This window comes from Streptomyces sp. NBC_01261 (genome assembly GCF_036226385.1).
Classification (GTDB): Bacteria; Actinomycetota; Actinomycetes; order Streptomycetales; family Streptomycetaceae; genus Streptomyces.
Genome location: NZ_CP108463.1, coordinates 10,420,878 through 10,436,181 on the forward strand (window position 1 = coordinate 10,420,878; position 15,304 = coordinate 10,436,181).

The following is a 15,304-nucleotide window of genomic DNA, read 5'->3' on the forward strand; positions in this document are numbered from 1 at the left end:
GCCGACCGCCGACCGGCTGCTCGGCCCCGAGGGCGAGGGGTTCCGTATCGCTACGAACGCGCTCCACGGCGGCTACGGCCAGCCGAGCGCATACGGTAGCGAGAAGATCGTCCGCGACCAGCGGGTCCACCAGATCCTGGAAGGAACCAACGAGATCATGCGCGTCACCGTGGCCCGAGGCCTGACGGAGGTGTTCGGATGAACGGCACCGACGACTCCGTACTCGTACGTGTCGAGGGGCGCGCCGCGTACCTCACCCTCAACCGGCCCAAGGCCCTCAACGCCCTGACCCACACCATGGTCCGCCGTATCGACGAGGCGCTGACGACCTGGGAACGCGACCCCGCCGTGGAGACCGTCGTCCTCACCGGCGCGGGGGAGCGGGGCCTGTGCGCGGGTGGCGACATCCGCGCCATCCACAACGACGCGCGGGACGGGGACGGTTCGGCGTCGGCCGCGTTCTGGCGTGACGAGTACCGGCTCAACGCCCGTATCGCCCGCTACCCGAAGCCGTACGTCGCCGTCATGGACGGCATCGTCATGGGCGGCGGCGTCGGCGTCTCCGCGCACGGCGGCTTCCGGATCGTCACCGAGCGGTCGCGGGTCGCCATGCCGGAGACGGGCATCGGCTTCGTACCGGACGTGGGCGGTACCTATCTCCTCGCCCGCGTGCCCGGCGAACTCGGCACCCATCTGGCGCTGACCGGAGTCGCGGTGGACGCGTCCGACGCCCAGCACTGCGACCTCGCCGACCACTGCATCCCCTCCGAGTCCCTGCCGCAGCTCCTCGACGACCTCGCGCACGCGCCGGTGGGCGAGGTCCTGGGCCGGTACACGCGTGAGGCGCCTCCCGGTGAACTGGCGGAGGCGCGGGCCTGGATCGACGCCTGCTACGCGGCCGACACCGTCGAGGAGATCATCGAGCGCCTGCTCGACCACGGCGACAGCGCGGCGAAGCAGGCCGCCGAAACCCTGCTCACCAGGTCGCCCACCGCACTGAAGGTCACCCTTGTCGCACTCCGCCGGGCCCGCCGACTCGGTGTGCTGGAGAACGTGTTGAACCAGGAGTACCGCGTCTCCTGCGCGGCCCTGGCCACCCCCGACCTGGTGGAGGGCATCCGCGCCCAGGTCATCGACAAGGACCGCACCCCGCACTGGTCACCGCCCACGCTCGCCGAGGTCACTGTCGCGGACGTCGAGCGCTTCTTCGCACCCCTCGGCGAGCGCGAACTCGGCCTCGCCGTACCGGACATCGCTCGGGGCAGCTTCTGGGGATAGCCCCACGAGCGCCGACGGCGAGGCCGAAGCCGAGGAGTCGGGCAGTCCCGTCCTCAGCTCGACCCAGCTCGCCAGGAGTCTGGACACGAACCGGAGCCTGGTCCGCAAGCTGATGGTGCCGTTGGTGCGGGACGGTCTCGTCGCGTCCATCAGGGGCCGCAGCGGAGGGAGTGTCTGCTCCGCACATTGGCAGGCCGCACCCTCGCCGACAGTCTCGACGAACTGCGCGCAGCCACTGGCCGCTCGCCAAGTGGGGAACAAGTTTGCTTTAAGAAGAGGGATCGGGAGGGAGTCGGCGGCCTAGTCTCTGAGGCGGATGATCAACCCCCCTCACCCGCTAGGAGCGCATGTGACGCAACTCCGGCAGCAGTCCACAAGACGCACCGCTGTCCTCCGCCGCAGCGCAGTCGTGGCCACCGTCCCCGTCGCCCTCACCGCCCTGCTCGCGGCCGCCGCACCCGCGGGCGCCACGACGATCGGTTCGGCCGGCGCGGGCGACCCGTACTTCCCGCTCTCCGGCAACGGCGGCTACCACGTCGCCCACTACGGCCTGACGCTCCGCTACGACCCGACGAGCCGCCGGCTCGAAGGCAAGGCGGTGCTCACCGCCCGCGCCACCGAGAAGCTCACCCGTTTCGACCTCGACTTCAAAGGCCTCAAGGTCACCGGTCTCACCGTCGACCGAGCCAAGGCGGACTTCCGCCGCGACGGACAGGAACTCGTCGTCACCCCGCGCCGAGCCGTGCGCAAGGGGCAGCGGTTCCAGGTCACCGTCACCTACAACGGCGTCCCCCAGCAGGTCACCGACCCCGACGGCTCGGCCGACGGCTGGATCGCCACCGACGACGGCGCCTTCGTGGCCGGCGAGCCGCAGGGCGCGATGACGTGGTTCCCGGCGAACAGCCACCCCAAGGACAAGTCGTCGTACGACTTCACGATCACGGTCCCGCAGGGGCGCACCGCGGTCGCCAACGGCGTGCTCCTCGGGCAGAGGACCGCCCACGGGAAGACCACGTTCCGCTGGCACGCGCCGGAGCCGATGGCCGCCTACCTCGCCACCGCGACGGTCGGGAAGTTCAAGGTCGAGCAGTACACCACCCGAGACGGCGTCAAGGTGTACAACGCCGTCGACCCGCGTGAAGTCGCCGCCGCCGAGCCCGTGTTGAAGAAACTGCCCTCCGTCCTGGAGTGGGAGGCCAAGCTGTTCGGGCCGTATCCGTTCCGCTCGGCCGGGTCGATCGTCGACCACGCGCCGGACGTCGGGTACGCGCTGGAGACGCAGGGGCGGCCGATCTACGACTCGGCGCCGGACCTCAGCACCCTCGTGCACGAGAACGCCCACCAGTGGTTCGGCGACTCCGTGTCGCTGACCTCCTGGAAGGACATCTGGCTCAACGAGGGCTTCGCGACCTACGCGGAGTGGCTCTACAGCGAGCAGCACGGCGGCAAGACCGCCCAGCAGACCTTCGACGCGCTGTACGCCCGCAAGGCGACCGACGACCTGTGGTCGTTCCCGCCCGGTGACCCGGGCAGCGGCGCGAACATCTTCGGCACGCCGGTCTACGACCGCGGCGCCATGGCCCTGCACCAACTGCGCCTGGCCGTCGGCGACAAGACCTTCTTCACGATCCTGCGGGCCTGGGCGAGCGCCCACCGGTACGGCCACGGAACCACCGCGCAGTTCGTCAGCCTGGCGGAACAGAAATCGGGCACACGACTGGATGCCCTCTTCCACACCTGGCTCTACACGAAAGGCAAGCCGACCCAGCCGTAGGAACTGACGAGTTCCTCACATGTGTCGGTCATCGTCGACTCATGATCACTCGTATTCCCTCGGTCGCACTGGTCGCCGCATCCGTTCTCCTCACGGGATGCGGCGGCGGTGCGCTGGCGGCGACGGACCACACGTCCGCCCCCACTCCCGCCTCCTCGTCCGCGCCGTCGCCCTCCTCGGAGATATCCGCCGAGGCGGCACCCCGCCAACTCCCGGGCGTGGGGCCGAAGATGCTGGCGCGCATACCGGCGGCCACCGAACAGGTCGTCCTGGTGACGGGCCGGGGCGAGAACTCGCCCCTCTCCACCCTCGCCCTGTACGAGCGCACCGACGACGGCTGGCAGCAGACCGCCGGCTGGGCCGGGCACAACGCGCTCAAGGGCTGGTCCGACCACCACATGGCCGGAGACCTGCGCTCGCCGATCGGCGTCTTTTCGCTCACCGACGCGGGCGGACTGCTCAAGGACCCCGGCACCAAGCTGTCGTACGACCACGGCAGGGGCTTCGTCTCGCCCGGCACCGGCTTCGAGGGCGAACCCCTCGCAGGGTCCTTCGACTACGTGATCGCCATCAACTACAACCGGCAGCCCGGCACTTCACCCCTCGACTGGACCCGCCCCCTCGGCGCCTCGCGCGGTGGCGGCATCTGGATCCACGTCGACCACGGCGGCCCCACCCACGGCTGCGTCAGCATCGCCGAGGACCACATGAAGGAACTCCTGCGCACCCTGGACCCGGCCCGGCATCCCGTCGTCGTCATGGGCGACGCAGCCGCCCTCGACCACTGACCGCTTAGGATCCGCCACGTGTGCGCACATGTGCTGGTCGCCGAGGACGACGAGATGCAGGCCGAGCTGATACGACGCTCCCTGCTGACGGAAGGACACACCGCGACCGTGGTCCACGACGGGGCCGCCGCCATCGAGGCGGCCCGGAAGCTGAGACCCGACCTCGTGGTGCTCGACCTCATGCTGCCGGTGATCGACGGCTTCGGGGTGTGCCGGGTGCTGCGTGGCGAGGACGACATCCCCGTCCTGATGCTCACCGCCCGCTCCACCGAGGACGACATCCTGCTCGGTCTGGAACTCGGCGCCGACGACTACATGACCAAGCCGTACAGCCCGCGCGAGCTGATGGCCCGCATCCGCACGGTCCTGCGGCGCAGCGGCCGGGTCACCGAGGTCCGGCAGGAGGACGCCGTCGTACGGGCGGCGGGGCTGTCCGTCGACGCGGTACGGCACGAGGTGCGCTGCGACGGGGTGCCCGTCGACTGCACACCGGCCGAGTTCGAGATCCTCCTCGCGATGACCGCCGAACCCGAACGGGTCTTCTCCCGGCGGCAGTTGCTCCAGTTCACCCGGGGGCTCGACCGGGCGTCCACGGAACGGGCCGTCGACGTCCACATCATGAACCTGCGCAAGAAGATCGAGGCCGACCCGCGACGGCCGGTCCGGCTGCTGACCGTGTTCGGCGTCGGCTACAAACTGCGCGGCGGTCGCGCGTGAGGCCCCGGATACCACTGCGCAAGCGGCTGTTGGTCCGGCTGCTCGTCGCCACCGTGCTCATCGCCCTCTGCTCCGTCGGGGCGACGGCCTGGCTCGCGGTGGAGACCACCACCCGCGCCATCCAGGAGGAACAGGGCCAGGACCTCGCGGACGACATGCGCATCGTCGCGCAGCTCAGCGGATACGCCGCGACCCACCCCGAGTGGAAGGGCGTCGAACCCTCCCTCCGCGCGCTGTCGAAGAAGATGGGCCGCCGCATCGCCCTCACGACCACCGACCGCGCCCTCATCGCCGACTCCGCACCGCACGGCACCTCCCTGCCGCCCCGTGCCGCCGCGAACGTCGACCCGCTGCACACCGACACCTACACGGAACCCGGCGCACAGCTCAGCGGCCTCGACCCCCGGGTCGTCGGACCGTACCGGCTGACCGCGAACGAACGGGCCCGGCTGGCGAAGCTGGCCAAGGCCCGCCAGGCGTGCTTCAGACAGAGCGGAATCGACACGACCATCACGAAGACGCCGAGCGGCCGTCCCGTCCTCACCGACGCGAACGGCAACAACGCCAATGACTCGGTGCCGGAGCCGTGCGCCGACGGGAAGCTCAACACCCCGACCGCCACCGAGAACAAGGCGTTGAAGAACCTGATAGTGAGCGCTCAGCCCTGCCTGGTGCGGGGCGGCCTGACCTTCAAGGTCCCGTACTTCGGGGTCGACATCTCCGACAAGAGCCTCGGCTCCCGCTACGTCACGGGCGAGTACAACAAGCTGGGCTCCGCGGCCGACATACGCAAGGCGGAGGCCTGTACCGACAGCGCCCGCCGCGCCCAACTCGACCCCTACGTAGCCCCGGTGGCCGAACTCTTCCTGGGTGGCGGGGACATCACCGCACCCCGCTTCGCCGTCTCGCCGGCGAACAAGGCCAAGGTCGTCGGCGCGGCGGCGGCCGTACTGGCGCTCACGGTCCTGGTGACGGCGGTCGTCGCCACGCGACTCGTACGACCCCTGCGCGCACTGACCGAAGCGGCCCAGCAGCCACCGGAGTTGCACGTCCGGGTGCCGGTGAGGACGAGGGACGAGACCGGCATCCTGGCCGAGGCGTTCAACGACCTCACCGAACGCCGGGAACGCATGGAGGCCCAGCGCAAGGCCATGGTCAGCGACATCGCCCATGAACTCCGCAGCCCGCTCACCAACATCCGCGGCTGGCTGGAGGTCACCCGCGACGGCTTCGTCGAACCCGACCAGGCCCTGCTCGGCTCCCTGCACGAGGAGGCGATGGTCCTCCAGCGGGTCATCGACGACCTCCAGGACCTCGCCGCCGCCGATGCCGGCACCCTGCGCCTGCACCGCGAACCCGTGCGCGTCGAGGACCTCGTCGACCAGGTCGTCGCCGCGTACCGGGTCTCCGCGGACACGGCCGGGGTCGCCCTCACCGGCAAGGCGGACAACTCCCTCTGGCTGGAGGCGGATCCGGTCCGTATGCGCCAGGTCCTCGGCAACCTCGTGTCCAACGCGCTGCGTCACACCCCGGCCGCCGGCACCGTCACCGTGACCGCGTGGCGCGACGGCGACGACATCGTCCTGACGGTCACCGACACCGGCATCGGCATCGCGCCCGAGAACCTCCCGCACGTCTTCGAACGCTTCTGGCGCGCCGACCAGTCCCGCAGCCGCCGCACCGGAGGCAGCGGCCTGGGCCTGTCCATCGTCCGCGACCTGGTCGCCGCCCACGACGGCACGGTCGAGGCGACGAGTGAACCCGGCGCGGGGTCCGTGTTCGCGCTGCGGTTGCCCAACTCCACCGCGCCAGAGGGGGATTGACGCCAGATCAACTCGCTTTCATCGGCCTTGAGTTGACGTCCGTCACTGCTCCCGCAGCCCCCACGGCGCTCCGTACGCCGTCAGCAGCTCCAGGAACGGACCGGCCGGAAACGCCTCCGGACCCAGCACGCCCGAGCCGCTCCACGCCCCCGTGGCCAGCAACTCCAGTGCGATCACCGGGTTGATCGCCGTCTGCCAGACCACCGCCTGGGAGCCGTACTCCGCCATCGACCACTGGTTGTCGACCACGTGGTAGAGGTACACCTCGCGCGGCGCCCCGTCCTTCGTGCCGCGCACCCACGTGCCCGCACACGTCTTGCCGTGCATACGGTCGCCCAGCGTCGCCGGGTCGGGCAGGCAGGCGGCGACAACATCCCTCGGCGATACGGCGGTTGGGCCCGACGCGCTCGGCACGGTGACCGGGTCGGTACGGTCCAGGCCGAGCAGGTGCAGGGTCTTCAGGGTCTCGATGAACTCATTGCCGAGCCCGTACTTGAAGGTGACCCGCTTCGCGTCGACCCAGCGCGGGACCAGCAGCACCTCCTCGTGCTCCACGTTCACGCACTCCACCGGCCCGATGCCCTCAGGGAAGTCGAACACCTCGGGCTCGCTGAACGGTTCGGTGGTGAACCAGCCCCGGTCGGCCTCGTAGACGACCGGCGGGTTCAGGCACTCCTCGATCGTCGTCCAGATGCTGAAGGAGGGCGCGAAGTCGTAGCCGTCGACGGTGAGGTTCGCCCCGTCGCGGATGCCGATCTCCTCGATCTCGTCGAAGAGTTCGTCGGCCGCGTACCGCGCGAACACGTCCGAGAGCCCCGGCTCCACACCCATCCCGACGAGCGCCAGCGCACCCGCCTTCTCCCAGCCGTCCGCGTCGGCGAACTGCGCGTCCCCGAGTTTGACCCCGCACTCCTCGTACGGTCGCTCCGGGTGCGGCCGGGACAACGACATGGCCATGTCGAGGTAGTCGGCCCCGGCGGCACGCGCCGCACGGAACAGGGGCAGGACGAAGCGTGGGTCGGTCGCGTTCAGCAGCACGTCGCACTCGTGCGCACGCAGCGCGGTCACGACGGCCTCCTCGTCGCTCGCGTCCAGCCGCTCGGCGCGGAACCGGGCGCCGTCCGCCCCGAGCGCCGCGACCGCGGCCTCCGCCCGGGACAGGTCGTAGTCGGCGACCACCATCGCGTCGAAGAACGGACGCCGGGCCGCGATCCGGGTGACCGCGGTCCCCACACCACCGGCTCCCACGAGCAGTACACGCATGACGAGAACTCCTTCACTGCCGATGTCTCAGCCGAATCACGAAAGTCAGTGGGCCCCTGCCGGAGATACAACGCCGGGGGCGCGGATAAGGTCAATGGTGTTGGCATAAGGAGCACCAGGGAGCGCAGGGAGGCCGCGATGCCGAAACCGGTGGTGTCGGAGGAGAAGCGGCGACGGCGCCGGCCCACCAAGAGCGGCACCGTCCTCTCCGAGCAACTGATCGTCGACACGGCCCTGCGTATGCTGCGCGAACACGGCAGCGCGGGCCTGACCGCCCGCCGCCTGGGCCTGGCCCTGGACGCCGACCCCAGCACGCTCTACCGGTACTTCCGCGGCATGGACGAACTGACCCTGGCCATCGGCGACGCCCTCGTCGGGCAGGCGCTGCGCGGGTGGGAGCCGACGGGGGAGTGGCGGGCCGACCTGCGCGCGATCGGCCTGCGCATCCACGCCGCGTACGTCGCCCACCCGCAGGCCGCCCAACTGACGGCGAGTCGTGTCACCGGCCGCCCCAATGAACTGGCCGCGGACGAGGCCGTGTTGGACGTCCTGCGCACGGCCGGCTTCCCCCTGCGGGACACCGTACGGATCTACCACGCGTTCATCGACCAGACCCTGGCCTTCGCCGCGCTGGACGCCGCGTCCCTGGCCCTCCCGAGCGCGGCCCTCCACGCCGACGAGGCCATATGGCGCTCGACCTACGCCCGCCTGCCCCGAACCACCCACCCCCGCATCGCCGAGGCGGCCCCACTCCTGGCGGCCCGCATGGTCGACAGCGCGTATCCGACGGCCTTGGAGATGCTGCTGGACAGCGCAGCCGCCCAACTGAACTCCGCCCGCCCCTGAGCGGCCCGAGCGAGGTCCACCGCGATGCGGCAGCGTCCCAAAGAGCCGCGGGACTGTATCGATATGCGGCTCCGCCGCGCGTGCGCGACCAGCCACGACGGCGCCGCACCGGACCGCGCATCCCCTGAGCAACCCGCACGGATCAACCGCGAAACGACAGTGCCGTAAAGAAGCGCGGGGCTGTGCCGAGATGCGGCTCCGCCGCGCGTGCGCGACCAGCCACGACGGCGCCGCACCGGACCGCGCATTCCCTGAGCAACCCGCACGGATCAACCGCGAAACGACAGTGCCGTAAAGAAGCGCGGGGCTGTGCCGATACGCGGTTCCGCCGCGCGGGCGCGACCAGCCATGACGGCAGCGCAGCGGATCGGAGTCTCCTGACCAGCCCGCGCGAGGTCAACCGTGATGAGACAGCGTCCTATAGGGTCGCGGGGCTGTGCCGAGATGCGGCTCCGCCGCGCGTGCGCGACCAGCCACGACGGCGCCGCACCGGACCGCGCATCCCCTGAGCAACCCGCACGGATCAACCGCGAAACGACAGTGCCGTAAAGAAGCGCGGGGCTGTGCCGATACGCGGCTCCGCCGCGTGGGCGCGATCAGTCGCAATGGCGTCGCAGCACAAAACCCGCACACAGCGCCCCGCGGCGGAGCCGCACATCGACACGGCCCGATGGCCGCTCAGCCCCGCAGTGCCCCCTCCGCCGCCCCCACGACCGCCCCGGCCACCGCCGCCAGCGCAGGCGAGTCCAACTTCCACTGCTGCCAGTACAGCGGAACGTCGACCGACCGCGACGGCGCGAAGTTCACCAGCCGCCCGGCACCCAGCAGCGGAGCGGCCTGCATCTCCGGCACCATGCCCCACCCCAGCCCCGCGGCGACGGCCTCGACGAACCCCTCCGAGGTCGGCACGAGATGCCGTACCGCACTCGCACCGCCCTGCCCCCGCCGCAGCCTCCGGACGAAGGAGTCCTGGAAGTCGTCCCGCCGGTCGAAGGTGATCACCGGAGCCTCGGTCAGGGCGTCCCGCAGGGTGCCGTCCAGATACGTCCCCCTGAACTCCGGGCTTGCCACCGGGAGATAGCGCATCCGTCCCAGCGCCCGCACCGAGCAGCCCGGTACCGCGTCCGGCGACGAAGTCACCGCCGCCATGACCAGGCCCTCGCGGAGCAGGGCCGCCGTATGGTCCTCGTCCTCGCGGCGGAGTTCGAAGCAGACCCGGAGTTCGCGCGGGACGCGGGTGAGGGCGGGCAGGAACCAGGTGGCCAGGGAGTCGGCGTTCACGGCGACCGAGACCCGGGTCGGCTCGCCGGCGTCGCTCATGCCCAACTCGGCGCGCGCGTCCCGTTCCAGGCGGGCCAGTTGGCGGGCGAAGCGGACGACCACCTCGCCGGACTCGGTCGTCCGTACCGGTTTGGTGCGGAGCAGGAGGACCCTGCCCGTGCGCTGCTCCAGGGCCTTCACGCGCTGGCTGACCGCCGAGGGCGTCACATGCAGCGCGGAGGCCGCCGCGTCGAACGTGCCCTCGTCCACCACCGCGAGCAGCGTCCGCACCTGATCGAGGGGAAGCTCCGAAACCATCACGAGCGCTAATGTTACGTAAGAATCTTTAGCTGTACTCCAGTCGCCGGTATCCCTAGCGTCGAGGGCGTGACCAACGTTCTCTCCGCGGCGGCCGCCGGCTTCGGCACCGGCCTCTCGCTCATCGTCGCCATCGGCGCCCAGAACGCCTTCGTCCTGCGCCAGGGCATCCGCCGCGACGCGGTCCTCGCCGTGGTCGGCATCTGCGCCCTGTCCGACGCCCTCCTCATCGCACTCGGCGTCGGCGGCGTGGGCGCGATCGTGGTCGCCTGGCCGGGCGCGCTGACGGCGGTCGGCCTCGTCGGCGGCACCTTCCTGCTCTGCTACGGCGTCCTCGCCGCCCGCCGGGTCTTCCGCCCCGCCGCCCTCCAGGCCGAGGGCGAGTCGACCGGCTCGCGCCGCCGGGCCGTCCTCACCTGCCTGGCGATGACCTGGCTCAACCCGCACGTCTATCTGGACACCGTGTTCCTGCTCGGCTCCATCGCCGCCGCCCGCGGCCCGCTGCGCTGGACCTTCGGACTCGGCGCCGTCTGCGCCAGCCTGTGCTGGTTCACCGCGCTCGGCTTCGGCGCCCGCCTGCTCAGCCGCTTCCTCGCCAGGCCCTCGGCCTGGCGGGTGCTGGACGGCCTGGTCGCCGCGACGATGATCGGTCTCGGCGCGATGCTCGTCGCCGGGGCGTGAGACGGCGGATTCGGCTGCCGCGGCCGGTGCTGGGATAGTGAACCCCGGCCGATTAGATGTAGCGAGCAACCAGGAAGCCAGTGGACACGAGCGAGAGCACCGACAGCGGCACGGAACCCGAGTCGGAGAAGGACCGGGAACCGGCGGCAGGCCCCCGGCGCGGCTGGCGCCGCTGGGCGATGGACACCCGCCCCCTGCGGATCCCCGCCTACCGCCGCCTGTGGTCCTCGACCATTGTCACGGCCGTCGGCAGCCAGCTCACCGCCGTCGCCGTACCCAAGCAGATCTACGACATCACCGGCTCCTCCGCCTGGGTCGGCGCCGCCAGCATGGCCGGCCTGCTGCCGCTCATCGTGTTCGCGCTCTGGGGCGGCTCGCTCGCCGACAGCATGGACCGCCGCAAACTGCTGCTGATCACCAACAGCGGCATAGCCGTGACCTCGGTGCTGTTCTGGGTCCAAGCCGCCATCGGGCTCGACTCGGTGACCGCGCTGATGGTGCTGCTCGCCATGCAGCAGGCCTTCTGGGGCCTCAACGCGCCCGCCCGCAACGCCTCCATCGCCCGCCTGGTCCCCGCCGAACAGCTGCCCGCGGCCAACGCCCTCGGCTCGACCGTCATGCAGACCGGGCAGGTCCTCGGACCGCTCCTCGCGGGCGCCCTCATCCCGGTCATCGGCCTGCCCGAGCTGTATCTCATCGACGCGCTGGCGCTGTGCGTCACGCTCTGGGCGGTCGTCCGGCTGCCCGCGCTGCCGCCCCTGGAATCCGCGACACCGCGCCGCGCGGGCTGGCGGGAGATCGTCGCGGGCTTCCGCTACATCTCGCTGCACAAGGTGCTGCTGCTGTCCTTCCTCGCCGACATCATCGCGATGGTCTTCGGCATGCCCCGCGCCCTGTTCCCCCAGCTCGCCGCCCAGACGTACGCGCCCTACGGCGAGGGCCTCGCCCTCGGCATGCTGTTCGCGGCGATCCCGATCGGGGCGGTGGTCGGCGGGCTGTTCTCCGGCACGTTCTCGCGGGCCCGGCGGCACGGCTGGATGGTGATCGGCGCGGTCGTCGCCTGGGGCGCGGCCATCACCGGGTTCGGGCTGAGCGGCAATCTGTGGATCGGCGTGGTGTTCCTGGCCGCCGCCGGAGTCGCCGACATGGTCTCCATGGTGTTCCGCGGGGCGATCCTGCTGTCCGCCGCCACCGACGAGATGCGCGGCCGTATGCAGGGCGTCTTCACCGTCGTGGTGGCCGGCGGCCCGCGCCTCGCCGACGTCCTGCACGGCACGGCCGGTTCGGCCCTCGGCCCGCGTACGGCGGTCGCCGGGGGCGGCATCCTGGTCATCGTCATCATGCTGGCCCTGGCCGCCGCGGTCCCGGCGCTGCGCCGCTACCGCATCTGACCTCAGACCGGCCGATGGATCGCGTAGTGCTCCATCAGCTTGCTCCGGGTCATCGCCAGCCGGTGTGCGAGGATCTCCGCGACGATCCGGACCAGGGACAGCCCGAGCAGCGGGTCCTCCACGCTCAGGGCGAGGACGGCCGCCGCGTCGAACTCGTAGGCCCGCACGGCGCTGAACGCCTCCGCGCCGAAGTCCCACTCGTACGGCGGGAACAGCCACGACCAGCCGAGCAGGTCGCCCGCGCCGAGCGTGGCCACGGTGACCCGCTGCTGCGCGGTGACCCGCTGGTCGAGCGAGACGGCACCGGAGCGGACGACCCAGAAGCGGTCGGCCGTGCCGCCCGCCTCGAAGATCCTGGAGTCCTCGGCGAACGAGACCTCCTGCGCGACCTCCATCAGCCGTTCGCGCTGGGCCTGGGGCAGTGCGGTCAGCAGTTTTATCGCTTTGGTCATGGCACAGGGCTCCTCGCCGGCAGCGGATCCGGAATTCTCCCTACGCCCATTTCAGCCTCTGCCGACGTCCCGGGCACCTCGGGGGACGGAATCGGGCATGAAAAAGCCCTGGCTGGACGGGGGAGACCAGCCAGGGCCGTTAAGCGGTGGCGCCGGAGGACGGTACGGTCGACTCCGGGACCACGTATGAGTGAACCGTAAACCATCCACGGGCATTTCGTACCCACTTCAACCGGTCGCGTGACCGGTTTCACTTCGTCGCATGCTGTCCGGGGGCCACGATCTCGTCCAGCACGCGCAGCACGACCTCGTAGGCCACTTCCCTTACGGCGTCGCCCTGTTGGGACCACGTCTGCACCTCCTGGGCGGCGAAGGCCCGGGCCCGCCGGATGCGCCGCAACAGTTCGTCCGAATCCACGACATCAGTCATGGCCGTCGCCTACCCAGGCGCGCGGAGTTCACTTCACCGGTGCGGCGATCGGCACGTCGAGCGGCCGGGCCAGGCCGGTCACGGCCTCGTCGAGACGCTGCAGATGCCGCAGCACACGGTCGGTGACCCGGCCGTAGCGCGGGGTCCCCGGTGTTCCGGGCCGCAGCAGGGAGGCGATGCTCGGCCCGGTCTCGATCTCGCCGACGGCGTCCCCGTCGGAGACATGGGCGCCGATCACCCCGATGTTGTGCACGATCCGGCGCCCCGCCTCACGCAGCCGGGGATCGGCCGCTATCGACGGATGCGTGGGCAACAGCTCGGCGGTCGCCGCCAGATACCGCGCGTGATACGCGCAGGTCTCCAGCAGCGCGACGACGTACCGCGCCGTGTCCCGCCGCGCCCGCAACGGCGTGATCGGGTGCGTCAACGGCTGCGTGGACGCGCTCAGATCGGCCAGCGCCTGGTCCAAGTCCCGTGCCTTGTCGAGCAGTTCGGCCGGGGCCCCGCCGCTGAGCTGGTCGACGGCGGCCTCGGTGACGTCCGTGAGCCGCGCCAGCACGGTGCCGAGCAGCTCGTTCGTACGGCGGTCCGTGTGCACCGGCAGCACCAGCGCCGCCGCGACGACCCCGCAGGCCGCGCCGAGCGCCGTCTCCTCGATCCGCAGCAGCAGCACCGACGCGCTGTAGGTGTGCAGCAGCGTGTAGAGCAGGCCCAGCATCGCGGTGACGAAGAAGGACATCAGGGTGTACGACAGCGGTGCCGTGTAGAACATCGCGAAGATGAACAGCAGCACCAGCGCGAACGCCGTCCAGGTGTGATGCCCGACCAGGCCCGCGAGACCGATACCGGCCACGACACCCAGGACCGTGCCCAGCAGCCGCCGGTAGCCCTTGACGAGGATCTCGCCCGTGGACGAGGTGTTGAGGAACACGATCCAGCAGGTCAGCACCGCCCAGTACCAGCGCTGGCTGGACAGGAACTCGCCGCCGACGATGGCCAGGGAGGATCCGACGGCGACCTGCACGGCCGCCCGCGTCGTCGGCCGCCGTAGCCCCGTGCGCTCCGCGTCCTCCTGTTCGGCCTCCTCGCTGCCCGCGATGGCGGCGTCCTCAGCGTCCAGCTCCTCGCGGGAGCGGGTCGTCGCGGGCGTGTCCTCCGACTCGTCCTGCGGCCCGTCCACGGCGATCCGCAGCCCCAGCACCGCACGCCCGGCCTCACCGATGCCCCGGAACACGTCCTGCACGGCGTCCGAGGCGGGCGGCAGGTTCTCCTCCTCGCGGTAGCCAAGCAGCCGGTTGCGCACATGCGCCAGCCCGGTACCCGAGTCCGTGCCCGCCGGCCGCAGGACGAGCAGGCGCAGTGCCTCCAGGTCGCGGCGCAGCGTGTCGGTCGTCTCGTCCCGCTGGGGCAGCAGGTCGCCGGCGGGTACGGGCGCGCCCGGCAGATGCAGGGTCAGCGTGTGGCCGCGCTCGGCACTGCGGGCGGTGAGCAGCAGGAGCCCGAGCCGTTCGGCGGCCACCTCGGCGTCGGCGATACGCCGCTGCACGAGCCGTGCCACCGTCTCGTCGGAGGTGCCGTCCTCCAGCCGGCCCTGGATCAGCAGCGCCGTCTCGTGCAGGCGCGCGGTGCCCTCGCGTACGTCGACGAGGGCCTTCTCCATGTCGTCGGGGCCTGCGTCGAGCAGCGCGAGCTGCGCGGTGACGAGCTGGGCGAACCGCGCCCGGAACGCCCGCCGCAGCCGGTCCAGCGTCCCCGTGGGCGTCTCCGGCACCAGCGCGAACCGCACCAGCGCGCTGCACGCGAAGGCGACGCCGAGCACGCCGTACAGCCGTGGCAGTGCGGAGACGGTCGCGCCGACGAACAGGGACAGGAAGTAGATCTGGAAGCCGATCAGACCGAGGGCCGTGCCGCGGTCGCCGAACCGGCGGCTGTAGACGGCGCCGAAGATCAGCAGGACGAAGAAGACGTCACCGGCGACCACCCGCGAGTTCAGCAGCGCGCTCAGCGACACCGAGGCCAGCGCCACCGGCAGTCCCAGCGCGAGCGTCACCGCCTGCTGGGCGCGCTGCTTCTCGCGGATGGCGAACGTGGAGACCATCGCCGCCATCGCCCCGGCGACCAGATGCGGCACCGAGGCCTGTGCCAGGGAGAGCACGGTCAGCGTGAGGGCGATCGAGGCCACCGTCCGCAGCCCGGCCGTCAGCCGCAGCAGTCCGGGATCGGACGCCGCGACGCGATACCGCACCCGTGCCCACGCCGTCCGTCCCACTGCCCTCACGCCGC

14 protein-coding genes and 1 pseudogene are annotated in these 15,304 nt (G+C 71.2%); 10 read left to right on the plus strand and 5 right to left on the minus strand.

Annotated features, from left to right (window positions below):
• Positions 1-58: 58 nt before the first annotated feature.
• The 7 genes and pseudogenes from OG226_RS46225 to OG226_RS46255 form a co-directional block, all read left to right on the plus strand.
• A pseudogene (locus OG226_RS46225) lies at positions 59-202 on the plus strand (acyl-CoA dehydrogenase family protein); the annotation flags it as partial.
• On the plus strand, positions 199-1,278 hold the full coding sequence (locus OG226_RS46230) for an enoyl-CoA hydratase/isomerase family protein (protein WP_329352540.1): 1,080 nt from the start codon (positions 199-201) through the stop codon (positions 1,276-1,278). The pseudogene OG226_RS46225 and the gene OG226_RS46230, both read left to right, overlap by 4 nt.
• Positions 1,184-1,582, plus strand: a complete 399-nt coding sequence (locus tag OG226_RS51765) for an Rrf2 family transcriptional regulator (protein ID WP_443067028.1) — start codon at positions 1,184-1,186, stop codon at positions 1,580-1,582. The genes OG226_RS46230 and OG226_RS51765 overlap by 95 nt, the downstream gene beginning before the upstream one ends.
• A 45-nt stretch (positions 1,583-1,627) precedes the next feature.
• Positions 1,628-3,052 (plus strand): M1 family metallopeptidase, encoded by a 1,425-nt coding sequence (locus OG226_RS46240; protein WP_329352541.1) that lies wholly within the window; start codon positions 1,628-1,630, stop codon positions 3,050-3,052.
• A gap of 41 nt (positions 3,053-3,093) precedes the next feature.
• Entirely contained in the window at positions 3,094-3,840 is a 747-nt protein-coding gene (locus tag OG226_RS46245) for a L,D-transpeptidase family protein (protein WP_328685505.1), read from the plus strand.
• Between the two features lie 18 nt (positions 3,841-3,858).
• Positions 3,859-4,557 carry a response regulator transcription factor gene (locus OG226_RS46250; protein WP_328685506.1) on the plus strand — a complete coding sequence of 233 codons (699 nt, stop codon included), beginning with the start codon at positions 3,859-3,861 and terminating at the stop codon, positions 4,555-4,557.
• The gene (locus OG226_RS46255; RefSeq protein WP_329352542.1) at positions 4,554-6,380 is read left to right on the plus strand and encodes a sensor histidine kinase; all 1,827 of its coding nucleotides are present in this window, start codon (positions 4,554-4,556) and stop codon (positions 6,378-6,380) included. Before OG226_RS46250 ends, OG226_RS46255 begins: the two co-directional genes overlap by 4 nt.
• Positions 6,381-6,422: 42 nt before the next feature.
• Here OG226_RS46255 and OG226_RS46260 read toward each other — a convergent pair whose 3' ends face one another.
• Positions 6,423-7,643 (minus strand): saccharopine dehydrogenase family protein, encoded by a 1,221-nt coding sequence (locus tag OG226_RS46260; RefSeq protein ID WP_328685508.1) that lies wholly within the window; start codon positions 7,641-7,643, stop codon positions 6,423-6,425.
• Between the two features lie 138 nt (positions 7,644-7,781).
• Here OG226_RS46260 and OG226_RS46265 point away from each other — a divergent pair, with 138 nt between their 5' ends.
• Positions 7,782-8,489 (plus strand): TetR/AcrR family transcriptional regulator, encoded by a 708-nt coding sequence (locus tag OG226_RS46265; protein WP_328685509.1) that lies wholly within the window; start codon positions 7,782-7,784, stop codon positions 8,487-8,489.
• A gap of 678 nt (positions 8,490-9,167) precedes the next feature.
• Here OG226_RS46265 and OG226_RS46270 read toward each other — a convergent pair.
• Entirely contained in the window at positions 9,168-10,067 is a 900-nt protein-coding gene (locus OG226_RS46270; RefSeq protein WP_328686625.1) for a LysR family transcriptional regulator ArgP, read from the minus strand.
• Positions 10,068-10,136: 69 nt separating this feature from the next.
• Between OG226_RS46270 and OG226_RS46275 the strand changes: the two genes are divergently transcribed.
• A complete protein-coding gene (locus tag OG226_RS46275; protein ID WP_328685510.1) occupies positions 10,137-10,748 on the plus strand; it encodes a LysE/ArgO family amino acid transporter in 612 nt (203 codons plus the stop codon).
• Between the two features lie 80 nt (positions 10,749-10,828).
• Positions 10,829-12,139 (plus strand): MFS transporter, encoded by a 1,311-nt coding sequence (locus OG226_RS46280; RefSeq protein ID WP_328685511.1) that lies wholly within the window; start codon positions 10,829-10,831, stop codon positions 12,137-12,139.
• A gap of 2 nt (positions 12,140-12,141) precedes the next feature.
• Here the strand turns inward: OG226_RS46280 and OG226_RS46285 are convergent, their stop codons facing one another.
• From OG226_RS46285 to OG226_RS46295, 3 genes are all read right to left on the minus strand, one after another.
• Positions 12,142-12,591 carry a cyclic nucleotide-binding domain-containing protein gene (locus OG226_RS46285; protein WP_327406446.1) on the minus strand — a complete coding sequence of 150 codons (450 nt, stop codon included), beginning with the start codon at positions 12,589-12,591 and terminating at the stop codon, positions 12,142-12,144.
• A 250-nt stretch (positions 12,592-12,841) separates the two neighbouring features.
• The gene (locus OG226_RS46290; protein ID WP_328685512.1) at positions 12,842-13,021 is read right to left on the minus strand and encodes a hypothetical protein; all 180 of its coding nucleotides are present in this window, start codon (positions 13,019-13,021) and stop codon (positions 12,842-12,844) included.
• A 28-nt stretch (positions 13,022-13,049) separates the two neighbouring features.
• A complete protein-coding gene (locus OG226_RS46295) occupies positions 13,050-15,299 on the minus strand; it encodes an FUSC family protein (protein WP_328685513.1) in 2,250 nt (749 codons plus the stop codon).
• Positions 15,300-15,304: the final 5 nt, after the last annotated feature.